The organism is Candidatus Limimorpha avicola, assembly GCF_056978975.1.
In genome coordinates this window covers 76235-100358 of the sequence record NZ_DBMCYK010000008.1, presented here as the reverse complement: position 1 = coordinate 100358, position 24124 = coordinate 76235, and the positions used below count along the sequence as shown (strand labels likewise).

The 24124-nt window shown below is 37.4% G+C and carries 23 protein-coding genes; 12 read left to right on the top strand and 11 right to left on the bottom strand.

The genetic code is table 11. The annotated features are described in order from the left end of the window. Positions 1–245 precede the first annotated feature (245 nt). The 4 genes from ACZOVS_RS05570 (at position 246) to ACZOVS_RS05555 (ending at position 3246) form a co-directional block, all read left to right on the top strand. Positions 246–1112 (top strand): helix-turn-helix domain-containing protein, encoded by an 867-nt coding sequence (locus tag ACZOVS_RS05570; RefSeq protein WP_483996245.1) that lies wholly within the window; start codon positions 246–248, stop codon positions 1110–1112. A 432-nt stretch (positions 1113–1544) separates the two neighbouring features. Further along, positions 1545–2483 (top strand): SPFH domain-containing protein, encoded by a 939-nt coding sequence (locus tag ACZOVS_RS05565; RefSeq protein WP_483996244.1) that lies wholly within the window; start codon positions 1545–1547, stop codon positions 2481–2483. Positions 2484–2582: 99 nt separating this feature from the next. Beyond that, complete coding sequence (locus ACZOVS_RS05560) at positions 2583–2741, top strand: type II toxin-antitoxin system antitoxin (protein ID WP_483996243.1); 159 nt, start codon at positions 2583–2585, stop codon at positions 2739–2741. A 7-nt stretch (positions 2742–2748) separates the two neighbouring features. Continuing rightward, complete coding sequence (locus ACZOVS_RS05555) at positions 2749–3246, top strand: hypothetical protein (protein WP_483996242.1); 498 nt, start codon at positions 2749–2751, stop codon at positions 3244–3246. Between the two features lie 14 nt (positions 3247–3260). Here the strand turns inward: ACZOVS_RS05555 and ACZOVS_RS05550 are convergent, their stop codons facing one another. Then, positions 3261–3959, bottom strand: a complete 699-nt coding sequence (locus tag ACZOVS_RS05550; protein WP_483996241.1) for a hypothetical protein — start codon at positions 3957–3959, stop codon at positions 3261–3263. A 93-nt stretch (positions 3960–4052) separates the two neighbouring features. Here ACZOVS_RS05550 and guaA point away from each other — a divergent pair, with 93 nt between their 5' ends. The 3 genes from guaA to ACZOVS_RS05535 all read left to right on the top strand — a co-directional run bounded on the left by guaA (position 4053) and on the right by ACZOVS_RS05535 (position 8365). Beyond that, complete coding sequence (gene guaA / locus ACZOVS_RS05545) at positions 4053–5627, top strand: glutamine-hydrolyzing GMP synthase (protein ID WP_483996240.1); 1575 nt, start codon at positions 4053–4055, stop codon at positions 5625–5627. 143 nt (positions 5628–5770) lie between these two features. After that, positions 5771–6727, top strand: a complete 957-nt coding sequence (locus ACZOVS_RS05540; RefSeq protein ID WP_483996239.1) for a YitT family protein — start codon at positions 5771–5773, stop codon at positions 6725–6727. Between the two features lie 516 nt (positions 6728–7243). Continuing rightward, entirely contained in the window at positions 7244–8365 is a 1122-nt protein-coding gene (locus tag ACZOVS_RS05535; protein WP_483996238.1) for an AAA family ATPase, read from the top strand. Between the two features lie 249 nt (positions 8366–8614). Here ACZOVS_RS05535 and ACZOVS_RS05530 read toward each other — a convergent pair whose 3' ends face one another. From ACZOVS_RS05530 to ACZOVS_RS05500, 7 genes are all read right to left on the bottom strand, one after another. Then, positions 8615–10447, bottom strand: coding sequence for a S9 family peptidase (locus ACZOVS_RS05530; protein WP_483996237.1), 1833 nt, complete (start codon positions 10445–10447; stop codon positions 8615–8617). Between the two features lie 185 nt (positions 10448–10632). Then, positions 10633–10986, bottom strand: coding sequence for a GntR family transcriptional regulator (locus ACZOVS_RS05525; RefSeq protein WP_483996236.1), 354 nt, complete (start codon positions 10984–10986; stop codon positions 10633–10635). Between the two features lie 2 nt (positions 10987–10988). After that, the gene (locus tag ACZOVS_RS05520) at positions 10989–11765 is read right to left on the bottom strand and encodes a hypothetical protein (RefSeq protein WP_483996235.1); all 777 of its coding nucleotides are present in this window, start codon (positions 11763–11765) and stop codon (positions 10989–10991) included. Positions 11766–11776: 11 nt separating this feature from the next. Continuing rightward, positions 11777–12607 (bottom strand): ABC transporter ATP-binding protein, encoded by an 831-nt coding sequence (locus tag ACZOVS_RS05515; protein ID WP_483996234.1) that lies wholly within the window; start codon positions 12605–12607, stop codon positions 11777–11779. A 320-nt stretch (positions 12608–12927) separates the two neighbouring features. Further along, positions 12928–13611: a hypothetical protein gene (locus ACZOVS_RS05510; protein WP_483996233.1), complete on the bottom strand. Its 684-nt coding sequence runs from the start codon at positions 13609–13611 to the stop codon at positions 12928–12930. A gap of 80 nt (positions 13612–13691) precedes the next feature. Further along, a complete protein-coding gene (locus ACZOVS_RS05505; protein WP_483996232.1) occupies positions 13692–15752 on the bottom strand; it encodes an acetate--CoA ligase family protein in 2061 nt (686 codons plus the stop codon). A gap of 80 nt (positions 15753–15832) precedes the next feature. Further along, positions 15833–16729: a diacylglycerol/lipid kinase family protein gene (locus ACZOVS_RS05500; RefSeq protein ID WP_483996231.1), complete on the bottom strand. Its 897-nt coding sequence runs from the start codon at positions 16727–16729 to the stop codon at positions 15833–15835. Positions 16730–16886: 157 nt separating this feature from the next. Here ACZOVS_RS05500 and ACZOVS_RS05495 point away from each other — a divergent pair, with 157 nt between their 5' ends. After that, positions 16887–17645 carry an acyl-[acyl-carrier-protein] thioesterase gene (locus ACZOVS_RS05495; RefSeq protein WP_483996230.1) on the top strand — a complete coding sequence of 253 codons (759 nt, stop codon included), beginning with the start codon at positions 16887–16889 and terminating at the stop codon, positions 17643–17645. Positions 17646–17708: 63 nt separating this feature from the next. Here the strand turns inward: ACZOVS_RS05495 and ACZOVS_RS05490 are convergent, their stop codons facing one another. From ACZOVS_RS05490 to ACZOVS_RS05480, 3 genes are all read right to left on the bottom strand, one after another. Continuing rightward, positions 17709–19526, bottom strand: a complete 1818-nt coding sequence (locus ACZOVS_RS05490; protein ID WP_483996229.1) for a DegV family protein — start codon at positions 19524–19526, stop codon at positions 17709–17711. Positions 19527–19707: 181 nt separating this feature from the next. Next, on the bottom strand, positions 19708–20478 hold the full coding sequence (locus ACZOVS_RS05485; protein ID WP_483996228.1) for a TrmH family RNA methyltransferase: 771 nt from the start codon (positions 20476–20478) through the stop codon (positions 19708–19710). Then, the gene (locus ACZOVS_RS05480; protein WP_483996227.1) at positions 20465–21361 is read right to left on the bottom strand and encodes a DMT family transporter; all 897 of its coding nucleotides are present in this window, start codon (positions 21359–21361) and stop codon (positions 20465–20467) included. The genes ACZOVS_RS05485 and ACZOVS_RS05480 overlap by 14 nt, the downstream gene beginning before the upstream one ends. 194 nt (positions 21362–21555) lie before the next feature. Here ACZOVS_RS05480 and ACZOVS_RS05475 point away from each other — a divergent pair, with 194 nt between their 5' ends. The 4 genes from ACZOVS_RS05475 (at position 21556) to ACZOVS_RS05460 (ending at position 23967) form a co-directional block, all read left to right on the top strand. Continuing rightward, positions 21556–22086 carry a hypothetical protein gene (locus ACZOVS_RS05475; protein ID WP_483996226.1) on the top strand — a complete coding sequence of 177 codons (531 nt, stop codon included), beginning with the start codon at positions 21556–21558 and terminating at the stop codon, positions 22084–22086. Between the two features lie 124 nt (positions 22087–22210). Then, complete coding sequence (locus tag ACZOVS_RS05470) at positions 22211–22678, top strand: PaaI family thioesterase (RefSeq protein WP_483996225.1); 468 nt, start codon at positions 22211–22213, stop codon at positions 22676–22678. 183 nt (positions 22679–22861) lie between these two features. After that, the gene (locus ACZOVS_RS05465) at positions 22862–23377 is read left to right on the top strand and encodes a flavodoxin family protein (protein WP_483996224.1); all 516 of its coding nucleotides are present in this window, start codon (positions 22862–22864) and stop codon (positions 23375–23377) included. After that, positions 23362–23967 (top strand): hypothetical protein, encoded by a 606-nt coding sequence (locus ACZOVS_RS05460; protein ID WP_483996223.1) that lies wholly within the window; start codon positions 23362–23364, stop codon positions 23965–23967. The genes ACZOVS_RS05465 and ACZOVS_RS05460 overlap by 16 nt, the downstream gene beginning before the upstream one ends. Positions 23968–24124 lie beyond the last annotated feature (157 nt).

Below are 24124 nucleotides of genomic sequence, written 5' to 3'. Positions count from 1 at the left end.
GGATTGAACCGGACACGCAGTTAATTGACAGACTTTTCAAAGAACTCATTTTATTTACTGCCAGAGCCGCTTAGGCTTGGCTAATTTTTAACGAACTATTGATAATATATTTGTTCATTTTTTTCGTGGAATTAAAAAAGACTTTGCAAAATTCTTTGTTTTTTTGATTTTTTAGTAATAAAATAACAAACAACATTGGTCTGAAACGAAACAAATGTTAATTTTGCACTAAAAAATAGTAAACTATGGAACTTGCATTTCTTGATCTTGTGAAATCTTCAATACATTATATCAATGAGCCATATTGTTTTAAGATATTTGATAACCATAATGCTAATGATAATATTGTAATGGAAAAAGGATTTTATTTTATGCTCGTCATAAACGGAACAGCTGTGGTGTCCGATGTTTACAATAATTATATTTTGGAGAAAAATAATTTGTTGATTTTCACTCCAAGTGTCAGGGCGGTTTTTTTTGATATGAGTCGAGAATTTTTACTTTATTGTCTGTACATTGTTCCCGATTATTTTGATTCTCTTTCGGTAGGTCTGCTTCTTTATAACAGAGTATCCCATTTTATTGGCAATTATGAGTTGCCTGTTTTTCATTTGGAAAAAGAACAGGCTTATTGCATTCAAAATACATTGGTTTTGTTCTCAGGTTTGACTGAAAAGATGTTGATTTATCGTGATGGTGCTGTCCGCCATTTATGTAGCTTTTTAATGTTGCAAATGGCTGATGTGGTTTATATGAATGTTCATGATAATTCAGGTTGTGTGAAACGCTCAAACGATATTTTTCGAAAATTTAAAAAATTGCTTGTTCATAATTACCGTAAACATCATGACATAAAATTCTATGCCTGCAACTTGAATATCTCTACAACATATTTGTCTCGTGTTGTCAAAAACCTTACTGGACATACAGTGAATTTTCATATTTCTGAATTGTTATGTGCTGATGCAAGAAAGATGCTGGAGTGTTCAGACCTTGAGGTTAAGGAAATTGCCGATGTCCTCGGCTTTTCAGACCAATCAGTTTTTGGAAAGTTCTTTAGACGCAAAACAGGGATGTCACCGATGAAATTCAGAATGAGAAAAAGCTTCTAACATGTTCAAATAATAAATATCGACTTTAAATACATGTCTTTCAGGATTTGTAATAAATATTTTTCTTAATAATATTGGAAAATGTTTTAATATAGATTATTATAAGGTGTATCTGTGTCAAAAACTAAACTTTTACTGTAAGCGTTAATTTATTTCTTTGACTGGAAAGATGCTGTTATGAGTTACATTTTATGACAGTTTTGCAGCATTAAAAAAATGTGTTTTTATGAATATTTCCTTGACAAATGTTATGTGTTTGATTTATTGTTGATAATCAATTTGTTGAATGTATATGTCAATGTTTTTTCGTTATTATGAAACAAATTTTTAAAAAAATCAAAAAAAACTCTTGACATTAATAAAAATAGTGCTATCTTTGTGGTGTCAAAATAATATCAAAATAGTATCATAAATCTTAAAAATATTTTTATTATGAAAGAGAAAGAGTATGAATTTAAAGGATTGTTGGTCAATGGTTTTCTAATGTTATTCTTGCTGTTGGCTGTTATCGGATTGTCAATTTATTTTGCAGTTGCAACGCAAGCGACATTGGTGATTGTGATATGTTCGTTATGTATTTTCTTCGCCATGGTGTTTTGTTTCGGTTTCAGGATGTTGGAACCCAATGAAGGCATGGTGATGTTGTTTTTTGGAAAATATCGAGGTACTCTTACGAAAGTAGGTTTTTACTGGGTATGTTTTTTGTATTCATCCAAAAGAGTGTCGATGAGAGCGAGAAATCTCAATGTAGAACCTATAAAAGTCAATGACAAGACCGGTAATCCGATTATGATAGGTCAGATTTTGGTGTGGAAGTTGAAGGATACTTACAAGGCGATGTTTGAAATAGATTCTCAGACCATGGCAAGTGGTGGAGCTTCGGTAAGTGTAACGGTGTCTAACAGAATGCGTGCCTTTGAGAGTTTTGTCAAGGTACAGAGTGATGCAGCCTTACGCGAAGTGGCCGGCTTGTATTCTTATGATGATAATGACGACTCGCAGTCAGGAGAACTGACATTGCGCTCAGGAGGTGAAGAGATAAATGTCATTCTTCTTCAGAAACTTAACGACCGTCTCGCCATGTCGGGTCTTGAAGTGATTGAAGCTCGTATCAATTATCTTGCATATTCTCCGGAGATAGCCGCTGTCATGTTACGTCGTCAACAGGCAGCCGCCATTATCGCTGCAAGAGAGAAAATAGTCGAAGGTGCCGTGTCTATGGTGAAGATGGCTCTCGACCGTCTCAGCGAAGAAGAGATTGTGGATTTGGATAATGACAAAAAGGCTTCCATGGTGAGTAATTTACTCGTCGTATTATGCGCTGATGACGCTGCCCAGCCTGTAGTCAATACCGGTACATTGTATAATTGACGATGATGAAAAAATCGTCAACTTGTTATTTGTCGGTATGTCTGTCATTTGTAATGAATCGTATCATAGTGAAACAGTCAAAGATGTATTGATTTAGTTATGGCAAAAGATAATACAACTAAAAATTTTGTTCTTCGTCTTGATGCCAAAACGATGGAGGCTGTCGAGAAATGGGCTGCTGACGAGTTCCGATCGGTAAACGGACAACTTCAATGGATTATTTCTGAGGCTTTGAAGAAAAATAAAAGACTAAAATAATTATATTATGTTGTACAAAGATAAGAATTATCCTAAATTAGGAGAATTACCTGTAAGACCTTATGACAGAGTGTTGGAAATATTGGTAGTGTTTATATTGATAGTTTCTTATGTTCTTTATTTTACCAAAGAAAATTGGTTGCCTGCTGATATTGTCATAGATAAGGAAATGAAAACCGGAGTTTTGATAATGCTGATTATGGAGACTTTTGTCGCTCTTCTTCTCGGTTTTTCTGCATATTCATTGGTATTGATAAATGTTCCTGTTGTCATTTACGAAGAGGCAAGTTTTGTTCAATATACCATGATTTCACGTATGGTAAGAGAACTCAATGTCTTGGTCTCACTGCTGTTACTTGCCATTGGAGGAGGAATTCTTTATGGCAATGAAAGGGTAATCATCTGTCTTACTATAGGCATTACAGCGATAATAATACTATTTATTGCGGTAAAATCCGTTATCATAACAAGAAAAGGCAAAGCTATTGCCGAAATGTCGAAATAAATCTTTAAAACATATCATTCGTTGAGCCATTCCCATTCTGTAGTGAGAGTGGCTTTTCTTTTTAAACAGTTGTCATCTTCACAAATGAACTTGATATCATGTTTGTCAAGAATGATGCGGTAAATACCTATTTCTCCTTTGCATGAACCTGCGTCAGTGGAGAAAATGATTTTTTTGTCTTGTAATTTATATGTTCCAGCAATTGGATTTGATGCATCGATGCCGGCAAAGTCTATACTGTAGGAGTCATCGTTCATTGTTAGTACAGCTCCTTCTGAAGTGCTTAGCCAATAACCGTTAATGCTGGCTTTTATATTTGTCTTGTCGTTGACGTGTTCGGCTACAGGTTTTTCCGTTTTTGACGTGTCCTTGTCATTTGTTGTTTTTTCAGGCTCTTTCTTTTTTTCTTCTTTTGTTTTATTGTCTCTATTATCAATTTCCTCAGCTTTTTTTTCTTCTTTCTTTATATCTTTTACTGAAGCGGAAATATCGTTTTTTACGATTTCCGTTACTTCAGTATTATTGTCCGTTTTGTTTTTCTTGTTTAATAATTTATAAGTTCCCCATACAAGAAAAAAGATAATGCCTAAGATTATTAAGGTAAATAATATCTTGCCAAAGGTAGTAAGTTTGACTTTTTTCTTCTTTTTCTTGCCTTTGCCTGAAGGTTTCTTTTTTGCGTAACTGACGGTATTTGTCTTTGAGTTTGCCATCTTTGTTTCTTTTTTGCAAATTTATATAATTTCTTGCAGCATTCATGAATTTTGGTTGATTTTTTTTAAATTTGCACTCTAAAAATGAATATTATGCAGGAAACCATATTGATATTGGATTTCGGTTCACAGGTGACTCAGTTGATAGGCCGTCGTCTTCGTGAGCTTAATGTTTATTGTGAGATATATCCTTATAACAAGATTCCGGAAATAACACCGGACATCAAAGGTGTGATATTGAGCGGCAGCCCTTCGTCGGTACGCGACAAAAATGCTCCTTTTGTCGATATTACCGGAATAAAGGGTAAACTGCCTCTGTTAGGGATATGTTATGGCGCTCAGTTTATTGCCTGTCATTACGGTGGTGAGGTGGATGCTTCTCTTGCAAGAGAATATGGCCGTGCAATGCTGACAATCACGGATGAAAAGTGTCTGTTGTTTAAAGGTGTCTCTAAGACAAGTCAGGTCTGGATGTCTCATGGCGATACAATAGCAGTGTTGCCGGAAAAAGCATTTGTGGTGGCAAGTACGGAAGATGTGAAAAATGCTGCATATAAGATTGATGGAGAAGAGACGTATGCGGTACAGTTTCATCCTGAGGTGTTCCATACGAAAGAAGGACATAAGATGCTCGAGAATTTTGCCATGAAGATTTGCGGTTGTCATGGCAACTGGACACCGGATTCTTTTATTGATAGTACTGTGGCTTCATTGCGTGCCAAATTGGGTGATGACAAAGTGATCCTCGGTCTTTCCGGTGGTGTGGACAGTACTGTAGCTGCAGTTTTGCTCAATAAGGCAATAGGAAGTAATCTTACCTGCATCTTTGTCGATAACGGACTGCTGCGTAAAAATGAGTTCGAAGATGTCCTCGATTCGTATAAGGATTTGGGACTTAATGTTATTGGAGTTGATTCAGGAGCGTTGTTTCTTGAGAAACTCAGAGGTGTCACCGACCCTGAGGCAAAACGCAAGGCTATTGGAACGACATTTATCGATGTCTTCGAGACGGAAGCCAAGAAGATAAAGGGTGCCAGGTGGCTAGCTCAGGGTACTATCTATCCTGATGTGATAGAAAGTGTCAGTGTCAATGGACCGAGTTGTAAGATAAAGTCTCATCATAATGTAGGAGGCCTTCCTGAGAAAATGAATCTTAAGATAGTGGAGCCTTTGCGTTCATTGTTTAAAGATGAGGTGCGAAGAGTCGGCAGAGCATTGAATATCAAGAGAGAGTTGGTGGGGCGTCATCCTTTCCCCGGTCCGAGTCTCGGCATACGTATCCTCGGCGAGGTGACGGAAGAGAAATTGCGTATCTTGCGTGATGCCGACGACATCTTTATTAAAGGATTGCGCGATTGGAAATGCGAATTGCCAAGTGCTTCCTATCCTGACGAGGTGGCTGACAACCTTTACGACAGTATATGGCAGGCAGGGACTATGTTGCTGCCGGTAAAAAGTGTAGGCGTCATGGGCGATGAACGCAGTTACGAATATACCATAGCATTGCGCGCTGTCATTTCTACTGACGGCATGACAGCCGATTGGGTGCATCTGCCGTATGACTTCCTCGCTAAAGTGTCCAATGACATTATTAATAAGGTGAAAGGTGTCAACCGTGTGTGTTATGACATCAGTTCCAAACCTCCGGCGACAATAGAGTGGGAGTAAAAGTTTGATAATTACCGTTATAGCCTCATGTCTTTCTGATGTGAGGCTTTTTTATTTGAATTAATGTTGTAGATATTAAAAAATATACTACTTTTGCGCTTTCAAATTTTGGAGTAAAACATATTGATTTTATTGTTATTTATATGAAAAGGAATGATCTTAAACAGCAATTTGGAGCGTATTTGTTGTTGATTTTTGGCAGTCTTCTCTTTGCACTCGGAGATGTCAAATTTGTGAATCCTTATCTCCTGGCACCGGGAGGAACATACGGATTGGCGAATGTCTTGAATACTGTTTGGCCATGGAAGATAAGTCTTTATGCCCTTTGTATGGATGTTCCGCTCCTTCTTGTCGGTACTTGGATATTAGGTCCTCGGTTCGGTATAAAAACAGTCATATCCACAATCCTTATCTTTGCCTTTACATGGGTGATAGAGACTTATTGGGGATATATGCCTTTGATTCATAATGGTTTGTTTACTAATGCAGCGGAGTTGGAGGCTAATTTTAAAAATACCTTGGTGCAGGTGCCTCATAGCGAGAACTTCTTCGTGCCGGATTACTTCCTCAATACTCTTGTGGCCGGCGGCATCTATGGTCTTGCCATAGGCATGATATTTAAATCTGGCGCTACTTCCGGCGGAAGCGACATCATTTCCATGATTATTCATAAATATACCAAGATATCTCTCGGTACTCTCGTACTTATTGTTGACTCTTGTATCACTTTGACATCTTTTATAGCTTTCGGACAACTGCGCCTGCCAATCTATTCCATTTTGCTTATTGCCATAGAAAGTAAAGTCATTGACCTTGTGGTTGAGGGTGTCAAAAGTTATAAAACGGCATTTATCGTTACTGACAAGATCGAAGAGGTTCGCAACTATATTTTGCAGGATATAAAACGTGGCGGCACTTGCTTTTCCGGTAAAGGTCTTTATCAAGGCGTGGAACGTAAGATGATTTACGTCACTCTTGACCGTTCTGACTTGGTGAAACTTAAATCTCACCTTAGAGCGATAGATCCTAATGCTTTCGTCAATGTGGTGGAAAGTGCTGAGATTATGGGTAACGGCTTTAAGGCTCTGCCGGTTGAGTGATTGTTATCTTTTTTGAAAAGGTTATAGTTTTTTAATAAATATGTTGAAAGTATCCGAAAAAGCCGGATACTTTTTTTGTTTTGCATATATATTTGGATTATGAATATCTCAAATTTGCTGGATTTATGCAGTAAATACCATGTTTTTGTTATTCTCTAAAGAAATAATACCGTATTTATGCTATTGACATGGGTGGGGCGAAAATTGTAATTTTGCCGAAGTAATTGTTGATAAATCCTCCTTTAACGTACAATTACGATGCCATTTTAAGATTGAATTATTATGTTTTTAGGTTAATGAAAGACAAGTCGTCAATCGATGACTTGTCTTTTTTGAAGTTGTTTTTAAGAAAAACTAATTGATTATGATTATACAAACATCACATGTAAATGTTTTTTTATTAAGAATAGCATACTTTTAAAGGAAAAACATAGAATATTTGTTTTTTTGTAAAAAATTATCATTTTATGATTATCATTTTATGATAATTTGTATCTTTGCAAAAAAAGTAAAACAATGATAAATCCTTTTGTGACGACAGGTTATGTAGGACCTGAATATTTCTGTGACAGAGAAAAAGAAACGTGCGACATAGTTTCTTTGTTGACTAATGGCAACAATATTGCTCTGATCTCTTCTCGTCGTGTGGGAAAAACAGATTTGCTTAGACATTGTATGGAACAACCGGAAATAAAAGATAAATACTACACTTTTATTGTCGATATTTATTCTACTCGTTCTCTTTCTGATTTTGTCAACACTTTCGGTAAAGTGATATTGGAAGAATTGAAACCAAGAGGTAAAAGGGTATGGAGTAAATTTGTTAATATGTTATCGTCATTAAAAACGGGTATTTCTTATGACAATTCCGGAACTCCTTCATGGATGGTATCTTTGGGGGAATTAAATACTCCGCAGACAACTCTTGAAGAGATATTCGGATATATACAAAATGCTGACAAACGTTGTATAGTGATTATTGACGAATTTCAGCAGGTGTTGAAATATCCTGAAAATAATATAGAAGCAATAATTCGTACATACATGCAGTATTGTAGAAATGCCAATTTTGTATTCTCCGGTTCGCATCGTCATTTGATGGGTTCTATATTTACTTCTCCTGCACGACCATTCTATCAAAGCGTTACAATAATGGATTTGCCTTTAATCGATAAGCAGAGATATTTGTATTTTTGTATGTCGCATTTTAAGAACGGCAGGAAAGCGCTTGATGCAGATGTGGTTGAAAATCTTTATGATGAATTTGAGGGTGTGACTTTTTATTTGCAGAAAGTTATGAATATTCTTTATATGCAGACAAAACCGGGTGCAAAGTGCAAATTAAGACAGTTGAAACCGGCAATAGATTATATAGTCGATTTTACGTCAGGTACATACGAGGATCTTTTATACCAACTGCCTGATAAACAAAAACGTGTTTTGTTGGCAATAAGTAAAGCAGGAAAAGCAATAAATGTTACTTCCGGCTCTTTCGCAAAAAAATACGGACTTATATCTCCAAGTTCTGTCAATTCCGCCATCAAGGGATTGTTGGAAAAAGACTTGTTGACACAAAATAAAGGTGTTTATCAGGTTTATGATAAATTTTTTGAGAGATGGCTCATAAAAAAGTTTTGAAGATAATGATAATGTTGTTGTTGCTATAATGGGATTGGCATTTTATCCTATGTTTTTGTTATTCTCTAAAGAAATAATACCGTATTTATGCTATTGACATAGGTGGGGCGAAAATTGTAATTTTGCCGAAGTAATTGTTGATAAATCCTCCTTTAACGTACAATTACGATGCCATTTTAAGATTGAATTATTATGTTTTTAGGTTAATGAAAGACAAGTCGTCAAGTTCGACGACTTGTCTTTTTATGTTCAAATATATTTTTCTAAGAAACGTTCCATGGCACGATAAAAGTCAAACCTGTTTTCTTCGTTGTGGAAGCCGTGTCCTTCATCATATTTTACCATATAATCGACGTTGACACCGTTTTTACGCAGGGCTTCAACCATTTGGTCCGATTCTGCCTTGTTTACTCTCGGGTCGTTGGCGCCTTGAGCTATGAATAGAGGTGTCTTTATTTTGTCAACATTGTAAACCGGAGAACATTCTTTCATTATCTCTTTGTCCTTTTCCGGGTCTCCGACCATTTCGTACATCATTTCCAACAATGGCTCCCAATATGGAGGGATAGTATTCATGAAAGTGAAAAGGTTGGATACGCCTACATAATCTATGGCACATGCATACAAATTGGGTGTCTTGGTGATACCTGACAATGTGGCATATCCTCCATAACTTGCACCATAAATGGCTATTTTGTCTTTGTTGACGATACCTTTGTCTATCAGATAATTGACTCCGTCTGTGATATCGTCCTGCATGGCACGTCCCCATTGTTTGTATGATTTTTCCTTGAATGATCTGCCATAGCCTGTTGAACCTCTGAAATTCATCTGCAACACTGCATAACCTCTGTTGGCAAGAAACTGTACCTCTGAGTTGAATCCCCAAATGTCACGATGCCATGGGCCTCCGTGCGGGTTGACAACTAACGACAGACCTTTGGCAGTGGAGATGTCATAACCTGTCGGCAGCGTGAGATAACCTTCAATCGAAAGTCCGTCACGTGCCTCATAACGTATCGGTATCATGCTTGCCATTTCATCTTCTTTAAGCCATGGCTTCAGTTCTCCTATCTGTTTTATGTTGTCTTCTGCCACATCATAAAAGTAATATTTCCCGCTGTTGCGGTCGTTGTAGGCTATGACAATCATTTTGTCTTCGTTTTTGTTGCTGCATGTGATGCCTACGTTGAACCCGGGAAGATGTTTTTCTATGTTGTGAAACATGTTTTCTGTGTCTTTGTCAAAGAAATGACGTATCCTGCCTTTGTGTCCGATACATGATACAGCTGTCAGTTTTTTTCTTTTGTTGGAATAGCTGACATTGTCGATGTCGTATGTTGGATTTTCATACAACACTTCTATTTCTTCGCAGGTGTTTGGATTCATCAAGACCAATGCCGTTTTGTCACGTCCGATGTTTGTTAGTGCATAAACGAGTTTGTTGTCGGGAGTAAATTCTGCAAACGACAATTCTTCACGGAAATTGGTTTTCAAGACTTCGCGGAAATCTTCTTCTTCGTTGTCACGGTACAATATAACGGTGTTGACGCCATCTTCAATGGCATAGCCTACACGTAATTTTCCGTCGTGGTCAAAACCCCAGTCCTGTATGTTGCCGGGATTTTCGTATAATAGAGTACGTTCTCCTGTCTTGACATTAAGTCTGTAAGGGTCGAATACCTGAGGATTATTCTCGTTGGTTGCAATAATGATATTGTCTTCATCATTGTCGAGAGTGTCGAGTATCATGGTACGAACATTATCGACAGCACAGTATTCTTTTATTTCACTTGTGTCAGTATCTATACCGAACATTTGATAGTTCTCGTCGCCACCTTTGTCTTTCAAGAAAACTATGGTGTTGTCATTAGCCCAGCAATAACCCTCGATGCTGCGTTCTGTCTCGGAAGTCAGTCTTCTCGGCTCTCCGCCGGTAACGGATTGAATGAAAATATTTAGCCTTTTCTCCCAAGGTGCAAGATATGAGAAATATTTTCCGTCAGGAGATATCTGATAATCAGTAATTTCAACATTTCTGAAGAAATCTTCCATTGGTATGAGTTTCCTTTTTACTGTCATTATAATTGGTTTTTTCTTTATATCTTCAAGAATCGTTCCATTTTTATATTTTGACATTTTGTCGCATAGTATGACAGACATATAACATGCAAGCCACGGACAACATTATGCTGCCCGCGGCATTACGTCATTTGAAAAATGATTCTTACTGTTTAGGTAGTTGAAAATTACTTTGCTATTTGCTTTTACTCTTTTCTGTATATATTGACAATGTCATCTATGTCGATGTTATACAACTTCATCTTTTTGAAGAATTTGGGAATTTCATTTTCAATGAAATCTTCCTTCTGTTCTTTGAGAATCAGTTCTTTGGCATCTTTAGAAATAAAATATCCAATGCCTCTCTTGTTGAATATTATCCCTTTATTCTGCAAATATTCGTATGACCTTACCACTGTATTGGGATTGACACCAAGTTCTATACCCAACTCACGAACCGACTGTATCCTTTCTTCAGCTTTTAATACATCGCTTAAAATCAATTCATTGATACGGTCGCAAATTTGCAGATATATAGGCTTGTGTTGATGGAATTCCATTTTTAATATTTTTGATTGCGTATTTTATAATATGTACCGTAAAATGTAGCGATGGCTATCAGGGACGTGATTATTATTAGTGTTATCATAACTTTGAATATGATATGATATGTTTCATCAGGTGTCATATTCATAAAAACATAATCGCTATTTTCGGCAATTTTCGTTCCTGTAATAAATAATAATAATGTTATAGCAAAAACTAATAATAAAGTCTTGCTGAATTTATGTTTTTTGAATACCATGTTAAAGAATGAGAAGATGCCTATTTGCATTATTGATGAAGTGATAAGTAATATAGTAATGGATAAATCCATTCGTGATTCAAACAGTTGAGGATAATTAAGATTTATTTGAGTTGAAAACAGGAAACTTTTGTAACCGGTACCGGGTATGATGGTGAGTATCGAGTCGATTATAATTGCGCCGGCAAAGTAAAACAAAGGAGTGATGATAATGCAATATGATAACATGCTTAAAAATTTCTCTAAATTGGAGGCCGGTAACAAAGCTCTGTATATTCCTGTTTTATTGTTGTTGTAATTTGCATACAGTCTCGAAGGTGTAAACACAATGAGTAATGATGTGAAAAATAAAATAGTCATCAGTCTGTTGTCAGAGATTGTGATATATCCCGGCCGAAGTATTTTATTAACTATTACTATAGAAATGGGGATAACCCATAATACGTATATCGAAGTGGCAAACCGTTTGAAATTTTCGAATCCTTCTTTTTTGAAAAGATGCCAAAATCTGTTTATGTTGAATGTGCTATTCATAATATCTTTATTTAAATGTTGTTGAATATGTTTTTTATTGACTCTTTGTTTTTATGGGCTGTGTTGAACAATGCTTCAATGTTGATGTTGCTTTCTTCATTATTGTCATTCGGAATGACATTGATATATCCTCCTGGCAACATCTCTGAATATAAAGCATCGCTTCTCATTTCCTGATCGTATGAGAAAAACAGTTTTGATGCTATGGTGACAGTGTCTGCTGCAAGAATGACTCCTTCATTGTCAAGAATAATTATGTTGTCGAGCAGATTCTCTACGTCTTTTACCTGATGTGTTGAGATAATCAGAGTGGTCTTTTCATCGCAGTAGTTGGCAAGAATCTTTCTTAGCGAGGCTTTGGACGGTATGTCCAGTCCGTTGGTTGGCTCGTCGAGAAACAGATATTCGGTTTTTAATGCCAAGGCACTCGCAATGATGGCTTTTTTCTGTTGTCCGAACGACATGGTTTTATAGTTTTTTGTCGGATCTATCTCGAAATCATGACATATCTTGATGAAATATTCATGATCGTAGTTTGGATAAAACAAACCTAAATTTCGAGAGTATTTTTCAGATGTACCGTTGTAGCCGACAATTTCATCCGGAATAAAAAATATGTTGTTTAAAAAGTTGGGGTTTCTGTCAAAAGGTATGAAATTGTCAACAATGCAACTGCCTTTAGTTGGCTTTTGCAACCCGCAGATTAATTTTAACAGAGTGGTCTTTCCTACGCCGTTTTCACCAAGAAGTCCGTATATCTTTCCTTTTTCAAAGGTGATATTGAGGTCCTTGAATACTTTCGTCTTTTGATAATTGAAATCTAAGTTGTTGATACTAATCATAATGGCTGATATTAATGTTGTTATAATTTGTTAGTGTAATAGATAACTAATACACTACAAATATACGTTGAATTTTATTTTTGTCAAGAGTTTTAGGCATTTTTTTTGCAAAAAAATAAAAATTTTCTATAATATATTGATAAACAATAAATTATAAACGATAAAATTTGTTAAAAAAGTTGATTTACTCTAAACGAACGTAGATTATTGTAAATCGACATCGTTTTTTTGATGGTTTTTGTGTGTAAAAGCCAAAGTCATTAAAATAAGATTGAAAAATGTCTTTGGGGAATTAATAATGACAATCAATGATTGTGCTGTTACTTTTTGATGCTCAAAATAAGTCCCAACACGACTCCCAAGAAAGCGGCAAACAGCACCTGATAGTTTCCCGGTAGCAGGAAGGTTATGGTATGAGCCGGATACCAGAATAAGGGGATGGTTTTCTTAAACACAAAGCCGTACTGTATATTCCAGTCTATCTTGTTTGCCATTGTTTCCTGTATTTTCAGTTTATGGGAGAAGAAACCTTTTAAAGTGCCGCCGGTTTCCATGATATGAATATCCGTAATTTTGTGCAATGTCATGAAAATGGGTGCGAATATGGTATTCATCAACACGCTGATGCAGAGAGCGACGAAAAATTTATTAAGACTCAGCGGGCCTGAAAACCAAATAGCAGCCTTGTTGAATCCTATGTTACTCAAAAAAGCTATGGTGCCGCTTTTGAATATCGTCATTGCCATTGCTATTCCAATGCCGAGAAAGCCCCACACCAACATGCGTGGCAGTATTCCGAAACCATTTTCATCATACACTCCTTTGCGTATTCTCAGTGCCAGCATTTCTCCGAATGTGGCTAAGATGGCAAATTTAAAGAAACTCATTATCATACCGTGTTCTCTTGTCATCTTGTTGAACCACTCCAAGGCACCGGGTGCAAACGCAAAAATACCTGTTACTGCCAGCACTGCAATAATGGCGATATAATCGTTCTTTTTCATCTTTGTGTTTTATTAAATATGAGAAAGGTGTGCAATAATACATATTACTGTCATAATTACACACCTTGTTCTATAATGAATTATTTCTCTATTCTTATTCTTGCATCAACGGCGACTACATTTTTCGGATTGCCGAGCAATGGGTTGAGGTCCATTTCTGCAATTTCTGGTGCTGCCATCACCAAGGCTGATACTCTTGCAATCTGTTCTGCATAGATGTCGATATTTACAGGTTGTTGTCCGCGAACACCTTGCAGTATCTTATATCCGCGTAAGTTTTTCATCATGCTTTTTGCCTCTTCAGTGCTTATCGGAGCCAAAGCATTCTGTACGTCTTTCAGCACTTCTATGAAGATGCCACCCAAGCCAAAGAACACCTGATGTCCGAATTTTGCATTGCGAATGGCTCCAATATATACCTCAGTGCCGTCGAGCATCGGGTACATCTCCACTGCATAAGTGTCTTTTATCGCCATGAGGCGGTCGAACTCTTTGCCTACAGTCTCGATGTCGCGTACGTTGAGAGTGACGCCTCCTACATCGGATTTGTGTACCGGACCAACAACTTTCATCACAAGCGGATAACCCACTTCGTTGGCAAAGTCGAGAGCTGCCTGTTTCTTGTCAACTACACGTATCTGTTTTTGTGCTATGCCGGCAGCGTCGAGGAGTTCGTAAATTTTGTCGGGTGCGATGTATCCGTTTTCGCAACTGTCGATGACTTTGCGTATGCGCACTTTGTCAATCTCAGGCATCACTATGTCTTCAGGTTGTGGTTTCGGTGTGTTGTAAATCTTACATAATGCATTGCCGAATACACACTCTTCCGGGAAGTTGATTCTATGTTTGTTGTTGATGAAATCGGCTATCTCGTCTTTTACGTTGATGATAGAAGGCAGGATGGGGAAGATGGGCTTTTTGCAGGTCTTCATTTTCTCGTCAAGAACCTTGTAAACCTCCCAGTTGGGGAACAATCCCGGTGAGCCGAATATCACGCACATACAGTCAATGTTGTCGAAGTCATTTTCGCAGGCGTCTATGATATGTCCGAGTTGTTCTGCTGTTCCGGTGGCAAGGAAGTCGATAGGGTTGCCTACCGATGAGCCGGGGAACAGTTTGGCAAGCAAGGCATCGGCTTTGGGACCTTCAAGATGTGGCACATCCATGCCGTTGTTAGACAGCACGTCGGTAAGCATAACGGCCGGTCCTCCCGCGTGTGTTATGACAGCCATGTTTTTTCCTTTTACTTCAGGGTGCATGAATATGGCACATACTGTGGTGAGTTCCTGACGGTTGTGGCAGCGTACTATACCCGCTTTGCGGAACAGTGCATCTACTACAGAATCGTCAGTCGCCAATGCTCCTGTATGCGATGATGCTGCTCTGCTGCCTGCAGCAGAGCAACCGGACTTGATGGCTGCTATGCGACACCCCTTGTGTATAAGTGAACGTGAGTGTTTCAACAGTTTTTGTGGATTGCCTATCTTTTCCATGTATAACATGATCACTCTTGAACTCGTCTCAGGGTCGAAAGTCTCGTCGAGATGTTCCAATACGTCTTCTATTCCTATTTGAGCAGAATTGCCAACTGCCCATACACTGTTGAATGTCAATCCATTGGTGATGCCGTATTCTTTGATGAACACTGCCGTGGCACCGGAGCCTGTTATAAAATCTACTCCATGAGGGTCAAGACGCGGTATGGGAGCATCGAAAGCACCGCAATAATTTCTGTTAAGGAAACCTGTACAGTTGGGACCTATCAAACTGCCTCCTACACTGTTGATGGTGGCGGCTATATGACGTTCATATTCAGCACCTTCTGCACTCTCTTCTCCAAATCCGGCAGAGATGATGATAAATCCTTTTGTCCCTTTTTCAAGTGCTAGAGTGTCAACGGTAGAAGGACAGTATTTGGCTGCTATTGCTATTATGGCACAATCTACTTGAGGAAGCTCTTCGACTTTGGCGTAACATTTTATACCTTGTACCTCTGTCTCTTTGGGGTTCACAGTGTAGATCTCTCCTTTAAAGTTGCTTTTTTTCAAACTCATCAGTACACGACCTCCGGGTTTGTGTACATCACTCGATGCACCGACAACAACGATGCTTTTCGGATTCAATAATTCTTTTGCTATCATATATTTTATAAATTGTTAATATTCAGTGGTTTGTAAAGTATTGTGGATTTATTTCTTTTTTTGCAAATGTAAAAAAAATACTATTGCGGAGCAACAAACCTTATCTTTTGTTTTAAGTTTTCAATAATGATGTGGTTATCGCTGTATATTTCACCGTCGATGGATACTGTCATTTCATTTTCCGACAACAGTTCTACTGTCTTGGCTCTCCTGTAAATTATATGTTTTTCGTATTTTTCTTTGTCGAGATGCAATCCTTTCTTATAATCGCCAATCATACATATTAATTTCAGTCTTGGAAGAGGTTTTACGAGACATACCTCTAACAGTCCGTCATCGTTGAGAGAGCGTGGCGCGCATTTGTATGAGCCTCCTACATATTTGCCATTGGTAACGGTGCATAGCAGCAAGTCGTTGTCGTTAAGCGGTTCTCCGTCGGCGATGACTTTGCATCTGTTGTGCATGCCATTGAAAAAACCGTATATTATTGCTATGGGATAACTGTTGTTTCCTCCAATGATTTTCTTTCTTCTTATCTCGTTCATCTTTTTGGCAACTACGCTGTCAAATCCGAAATGTGTAGCATTTAAAGCATAGTTGTCATTGACTTTCATAATATCTACAAGATATTCTTTCCCGTTTAACAGTCTGTCGATAGTGTTGAAACTCTCTTTGTTGTCGTAATATTTTATATAATCGTTGCCGCTGCCGTATGGAAGCACACTCATGCTCGCATTGTCATATCCCATTATTCCGGTAGCCACCTTGTTGATGGTGCCGTCGCCTCCGCAAGCATAAAATCTCACCTCGTCATGGTGATTGTCGAGATAATTTCTGATGTATGCTATGGATTCTTTGGCAGAGTTGGGGGTGACAATTTCTGCATCGATGCCTTGACAAGTTTTTATTGTTTCTTTTACCATACCGAGACATGACACCCTGCCGGCTTTGGTGTTCACTATGAAAATGTGCTTCATGACTTTCAATTGTCCTGCAAAGTTAGAAATATTATGTTTTAAATCAACATTTTCTGCATTAACTTTATGATTGCTTTTTTATGTGATAATCTCTTTTTGTAAAAATGGCTCTACATTTTAGATGATTTTGTATTTTTGTATGCTAAATTATGATGAAATGACAGAAAAACTGCCTAATTCTTTTTCGTGCGATATTCAGATTCAATCGGGAATTTGTGATTCTTTGTTGAGGATGAAGCCGGAAGCAGCCATGCTGATGATACAAGACATGGCAGCACAACATGCCACCTTGCTTGGCATTGACGACCCTAATTTAAAAGCTAAAGACAATGCTTTGTGGGTTATCTCACGTACTAAGATGATTTTTAATGATATACCTCAATGGTATGACGTAGTTACCGCTAAAACATGGCCCTCAAGACCGAATGGAATACGTTGTGAACGCAATTACTCTATAACAAAAGACGGTAATCTGATGATTGCAGCATTCTCTGAATGGGTTATCATTGATGCTGATACAAGGAAACTGAGAAAGGTTGAAACGACGCATTTCCCTTCAGATAATGAGATAGAATGGTTATCGGACAGGATCGTGACATCTCCTTTCAGAAGGATAAAAGACGACTTTACTGAGGATGATTTGATATATTCGAGAATGATACGAAGCAGTGACATCGATATAACTCATCATACTAATAATGCTGTTTATTGTTCCATGTTCTTGGATACTTTTAGAGTTGCCGACCTGGAGTCCTGGAAGATGTCAGAGATAGAGGTGTCCTATCATAATGAGAGTATAGAAGGCGAGATATTGCATGTTTATAGAAAACATAAAGAAGACGGCTATTATTTTGCAATAAAAAATGAAAGAGGAATGTTGGTAACTACGGCTTTTATATTGTTTGCCGATAGATAAAATCTGAATTGATAAATAAGAAATCCTGCTTTAAAGCAGGATTTCTTGTATGTAAAAGTTAAATTATTCTAAAATAACTGATATCGAAATTGTCTTGGGACCCACTTTACCTGTAATCATGGGGGCGGCATCGGTGATATAAAGGGCAGATTTCCCGGTGATCTCTTTTATGCGTTTCTGAATGTACAGTGCTGCTTCCATGTTGTCGGCATGTGTGATGGCATAGTTCCAGATCTTCTTGCCTTGGACGAATCGCTTGAACGATTCTATGACTTTGTTATGTGATTTCTTACTCGAAAAAGATACGTCTGACAATGTAGGCTTGCCGTCTGGTTTTATGGTAATTGTGGGCATGATGCCTAAACATTTCACTATGAAACTCTTAAAATTGCTGAGACGACCTGATTTGAAAGCATATTTTACTGTGTTGCAGCAAACCCACATCTTGGAGTTTCGAGTCCATTCTTTCAATTTTTCCACCACTTCATCATGCGGCATTCCCTGTTCTATACATTCTGCTGCTCTCACAAGCATGAGACCGAGACTGCTGGATGCTGAGTGTGTGTCTATCACACTGATTTTCTTTCCGGTTTTCTCACTGACTTTTTCTGCTGCCTTACGGCTTCCATTGATAGTACCGCTAAGACATTCCATAATATGGGAACTTATCACGGAGTCGTAATGTGAAGTGAGATAATTGTATTTGTTGATAAATTCATTAAGACTCGGCTGTGCTGAAGTGGGCAGTTCCGGGTAGGTACATAACTTCTCGATAAAGGGTTTTGATTTGATGGTAAGGTTGTCCAGATAACATTCCTTGCCGAAGTGTATGCTTAAAGGAACAACCTGTATATGGTGTTTCATCAATAGGTCTTCCGGCAGGTCGCAAGTGGAGTCTGTCAGTATGCCGATGTTGCTTTTTTTGTTCGCGACTATGTCGTTTTGCATAACCATATCTTCCACTTTCTGGTATATGATGTTACCGACTTTTTGTATTCTTTCCATTACCACCCACGGCATGTCGGTATGTATGTGAAGTCTCATCTTGGTAGTAGAGCCGGCTACAACCATGCTGTCTCCCAAGTTTTTTATCATCTCACTAATGACTTCTTTCGACATGTTTTCTCCCGACAACAGCGCCTCGGTACAATATCTGAATGTGATGTTTTGATGGTCAAAAGTATCGAGCCATTCTGTCTCTATTATATCAGAATTGTTTATTGTTATTGTTTTCAGTCCGCTCTTAAAATATTCCACCATACCTTCGAGGAACACCACAAAGCCTTTTGCACCTGCATCCACAATGGACTTGGCTTTGGTGGCTATCCATCGTGCTGTAGATTTCAACGATTCCAATGCCATGCTGAATGCATTAAGCAGTATGTTGATGAAATCATCGCATGAATCCTTCATGTTGTAGATGCTGTTCGCCCAGTCTTTTATTACGGAAATGATGGTGCCTTCCTGAGGATTTGCTATGGCATCGTAAGCATATTTTACAGCTTTTTGCATAGATTCGGCAAAGTTTTTTACTGTCAGATGTACAACATCGCCTATCTCCTGGCTGAATCCGTAAAGATATTGTGCGAAAATAATTCCTGAATTGCCTCTTGCTCCTATGAGAGCTGCATCTGCTATTGCACTCGCTGTTTGTTTTACACTGTTTTGGGGATTTACATTGTTGACAATACTCAACATCGTTGACGCCATATTGCTGCCTGTGTCGGCATCTGCTACGGGGAATACGTTTATCTTGTTTAACAGGGCTTGGTTGTCGAGAATTTTTTGTGCTCCGGCAACAAAGCAATTATATAACTGTATTCCATTTATTTCAGTGACTCTGTTTTCCAAAGTATAACGTTTTTCAAACTCGTGCTGCAAAATTAGACATTTTTTCAATATGGCAATGAAAAATTTGTGCTGCCTATTGTGTAGTTGATATAATGTGTTGTTAATCAATGTTGTATAGAGTTAAAAAGATGTTGTTTTTAACTTGTTTGATAGAAAAAAAAACTTGTTTTCTGATTTCATAAGATGTAAATCTGATGTATTTAAGGCTCATTTATCGGGTTCTTCGTTGTCTTACAGCCTCAAAAGTTACTATTGCCGTTGTCACAGATACGTTGAGAGAATCGGCAATGCCATTCATAGGTATTATTATGTTCTGGTCAGCTTCTTGGACCCAGATATCCGATATTCCTGTAGCTTCTGTCCCCATTACAATGGCAGAACCTTTTCTGAAATCAGCTTCCAAGTAATCTATTGAAGCCTTTAGGTATGTACAGTATATTCTGATGTTGTTCTGTCTGAGCCATTGGATACATTTTTCTGAAGTACATGCAAATAATGGTACGCTGAAGATACATCCTATGCTTGCCCTTATGGCATTTGGGTTGAATATATCAGTTCGAGGGTCTGCAATGATGACCGCATCTACACCGGCAGCATCGGCAGTACGCATTACAGCACCCAGGTTGCCGGGCTTTTCTACTGTTTCCAACACTATTATAAGTGGGTCTTTCCCTGGTTTGAAACTGTTGAGTTCGGCATATTTTGGTACAGCTAATGCTAATAACCCGTCGCTTCCTTCACGATACGCTATCTTGTCGAAGACATCAAGACTTACTTCTTCCACATTCTTCGATGGTATGTCTTTTCCTTTATCTGCTATTTCAGGACATATATATAAGGTGTCGATTTGAAAACCGCATGTTACGGCACGACTTATCTCCCGGTATCCTTCTATTATAATCTTGTTCTGTTCCTTTCGTTCTTTGGCGTTACGCAATTTAACAAGATTCTTTACTTGGGGATTTGTTTTACTCGTTATCATGACGTTTTATTTTTGATTGTGACAATATCAATCCTGTAAACACTAACAATATGCCTGTTATTTTGGCAGTGGTGACACTCTCTTTTAATATGAAATAGCTGAATATCGCGGTGAAGACAGGGATGAGATTGGAATATACGTTGGCTTTTGATGCACCCAATTTTCTGTAGGCAAAAGTCCAAAGACAATAGGCTACGGAACTGCAAAACATCCCGAGGCATAGTAGAGGAATTATGTATGTTCCTATTCCGGTGAAGTCTGAAGGAGTGTTTTTTTCCATGATGAAAAACATGGGGATAAAATATATACACCCAATGATGTTTTGTGTCAGCGTTACTGTCAAAGGATTATATAGCAACGACAGTTTTCGTAAAGAAATAGAGTATGCCACTGCGACTATTACAGCTAATAAAAGAAAAATTATGCCGACAGGTGATGATGTCAATTGTAAATTCTTGTTTATCAACATGACGACTACACCAATGAATGAGCAAACAAAACCCATGATGTTCAGTGTGGAGAGATGCTCTTTAAGGAAGAATCTTGCTGCAATAGGGGTGAACAGAGGTATGGTGGCTATAAAAGTAGAACTGATGATAGGAGAGGCATACAGCAGACCGTAGCTTTCAAAAATGAAATACAAAAACGGTTCTAAAAATGCTGCTAAAAAAAATAAAGGCAGATCTTCCTTTTTTATTTTTTCAAGTCTTTTTGTCAATAATAATATCACAGTCATGAATATTACTGATATTATCAATCGGAAGAATATCGTCGTCGAGGGATTTAAATACTTGAAAACCTGCGTTGACCATATATATGACATGCCCCATATCATCATGGCAACCACACTGCCAATATGCACAAGATATCTGCTGTTTTTCATGTTGCAAAAATATTGGTTTTTATCTAATGTTTTGCATTTCGAGTTTATTTCTTTTTTTATTCAACAAAATGATTGTTGTTTTTTTAGAATATATATCTTTGCAGAGATAATTCGTACTGTTTTTGTCGTATTGAATATGTCTGACGGCATGATATTTGTATATTTTTTTGTAAAATTGTTAAAAAGATTGAATTATGAAGACTTTTAAAATGTTTTTAGGTATTTTTCTAATGATTTTGGCATTGACCTCGTGTGTGGTAGGTCCTGCCGGTCCTGTTGGTCCTGCCGGTCCGGAAGGAAATGCCAATGTCGTCTCTTCAACAGTTGAGGTGGGTTCTAACGACTGGGTTTATGATGCAAATGGTTCTTGTTGGGTTTTGGACCTCTCATGGAATGAAATAGATGTGGATATGGTTGATTATGGAGCGGTTCTCGTGTATTTTGAGAATCCAAATCCGTCTGTATTGGCATGGCATCAACTGCCGTTGACATTGTATCCTTCTTCACTCTATTCATCTACGATGGAGACTTCGTATTATGACTATGGATTATCTGTATTCTGGACTAATTCAGATTTGCAACAACATGAGAATCCATGTTATCTTTATGGCTCTAATCTGACTTTTAAAATAGTTCTTATCGATGCTACTGTTTATATGGATTATCAAGATACAGATTTTAGCAACTATGAGACTGTAAAACAGTTGTTTAACCTTCAAGATTGATATGTTGGTCAAATTTTGATTTTTTGGTATAATCTCAATGACAATCCTGTCATTGAGATTTTTTTGTTTATAAATAAGTTCAAAAATCATAAAATTGTATTTTTGCCTTATAAAACATTGTCAAATGAAAAAGATCCACAACTCATGGGTGAATCAACCCGGTTATAATTGTTTCGGTTGCAGTCCGGATAATCCTCATGGACTGAAAATGGAGTTTTATGAGGATGGCGATGATATTGTGTCTATTTGGAGGCCTACTTTCGACAGTCAAGGTTGGATAGGGGTTCTGCATGGCGGAATTCAGGCAGCTCTTGCTGATGAGATATCTTCTTGGGTAATATTTCGTAAATTGCAGACAACAGGAGTGACAGCCAAATTGGAGGCTCGTTATCGTAAGCCTATTTACATATCTGACGACCATATCACATTACGTGCACATTTAGTAATGCAACGTCGTAATATGGTGGAAATAGAAGTGAATATCTTTAATGCAACAGATGAGTTGTGCAATACAACAAATTGTGTTTATTTTATTAATACACATGAAAGTGCCATGAAGAATGGTTTTCGTTACTTTGAATTAGAAGAATAAATGACCTTGTACATAAATGTTTTCATTATGTTTTTGTGTTATAAATAAAAATGTTAATTGCTTTAATAATATATATTTAACATATTATATTATGAATTATACTTGTTTATTGTGCAAATAATTTGATGTTTTATTAAACATTCATGCTATACATATTGTTTTTTTAATATAATTAAGATAGTTATGAAACTGATATTGAGTGACAAACCTCTTAATATATCCTCACAATTAGAAGAAGGATTTAAATATTTTGATCTTTCAAATCTGAAGATATCAAATTGTGTAGGATGTTTTGGATGCTGGGTCAAGACTCCCGGGAGATGTGTAATACGAGATGATGCCACTATGATTTATCCTTGTATTGCTGAAAGTGATAGTGTACTATATGTCAGCCGAATAAGATACGGTGGATATGATACTGTGATGAAGACCATGTTGGAGCGAGCTATTCCGGTACAGCAGGCTTTCATACGAATCCATTGTAATGAAACGCATCATGTTCAGCGTGATGTGATACCTAAAAGGGCTGTTATTGTTGCTTATGATGCAGTTGATGAGGAGGAATGCGACATTTTTCGCCGTCTTGTGGCACGTAATGCATATAATATGAGCTTTGAAAGTTATGATATTATTTTTGTTACCGAAACTTTGGTGAATGAAACAGTAAAACAAATATTTGACAAATGGGAAAAATCATGATATTGAACGGCAGTCCGAGGGCGCCGATTTCGAACTCAAAACAATATGCCGAGATTTTTGCTCGGTTTTGTAAAATTGAAACGGTTTATCATAATATTACGAAAACAAACCATACTGTGTTATGTGCCGAGATGAGTGGTTTTTCAGATGTGTTGTTTGTTTTTCCTTTATATGCAGATTCCTTACCGGTCGTTTTCCTTAATTTTCTTAAAACATTGGAAAATAATCCTCCGGTAAATAAACCAACAGTGTCCGTTTTGATAAATTGCGGTTTTTTAGAACCGGAACAGAATAAAGTGGCACTTCAGATGATAAATCTGTTTTGTCACCGCAACAATTATGAAATGGGGTCTGTTCTTATGTTGGGCAGCGGAGAGGCAATATTGAAAACACCTTTTAAATATGTGGCAGTTCGGGCCATTAGTAATTTGGCAGTGTCTGTCGCAGACAAGCATTATAATACTTTTAATGCTACTATGCCACTATCAAAAAAAATGTTCTGTTTGGCAGCTAACATACATTGGACTCTTTATGGAAAGAAATTCGGAACAACGAAGAAACAGATGCAAACCATGAGAATTGAAGGTTGAAAACCTGAAATTTTATACTTAATATACATGGGATTTTTTAATGATAAGAGCCTTTTAGAATCTGACAATATCGTTTATCGTTATTCATAATTTTAATGAGGCTTATGAATATAAGTAAATGAATTTTGAAGACAACTGCTTTTGTTATTATTTGTTT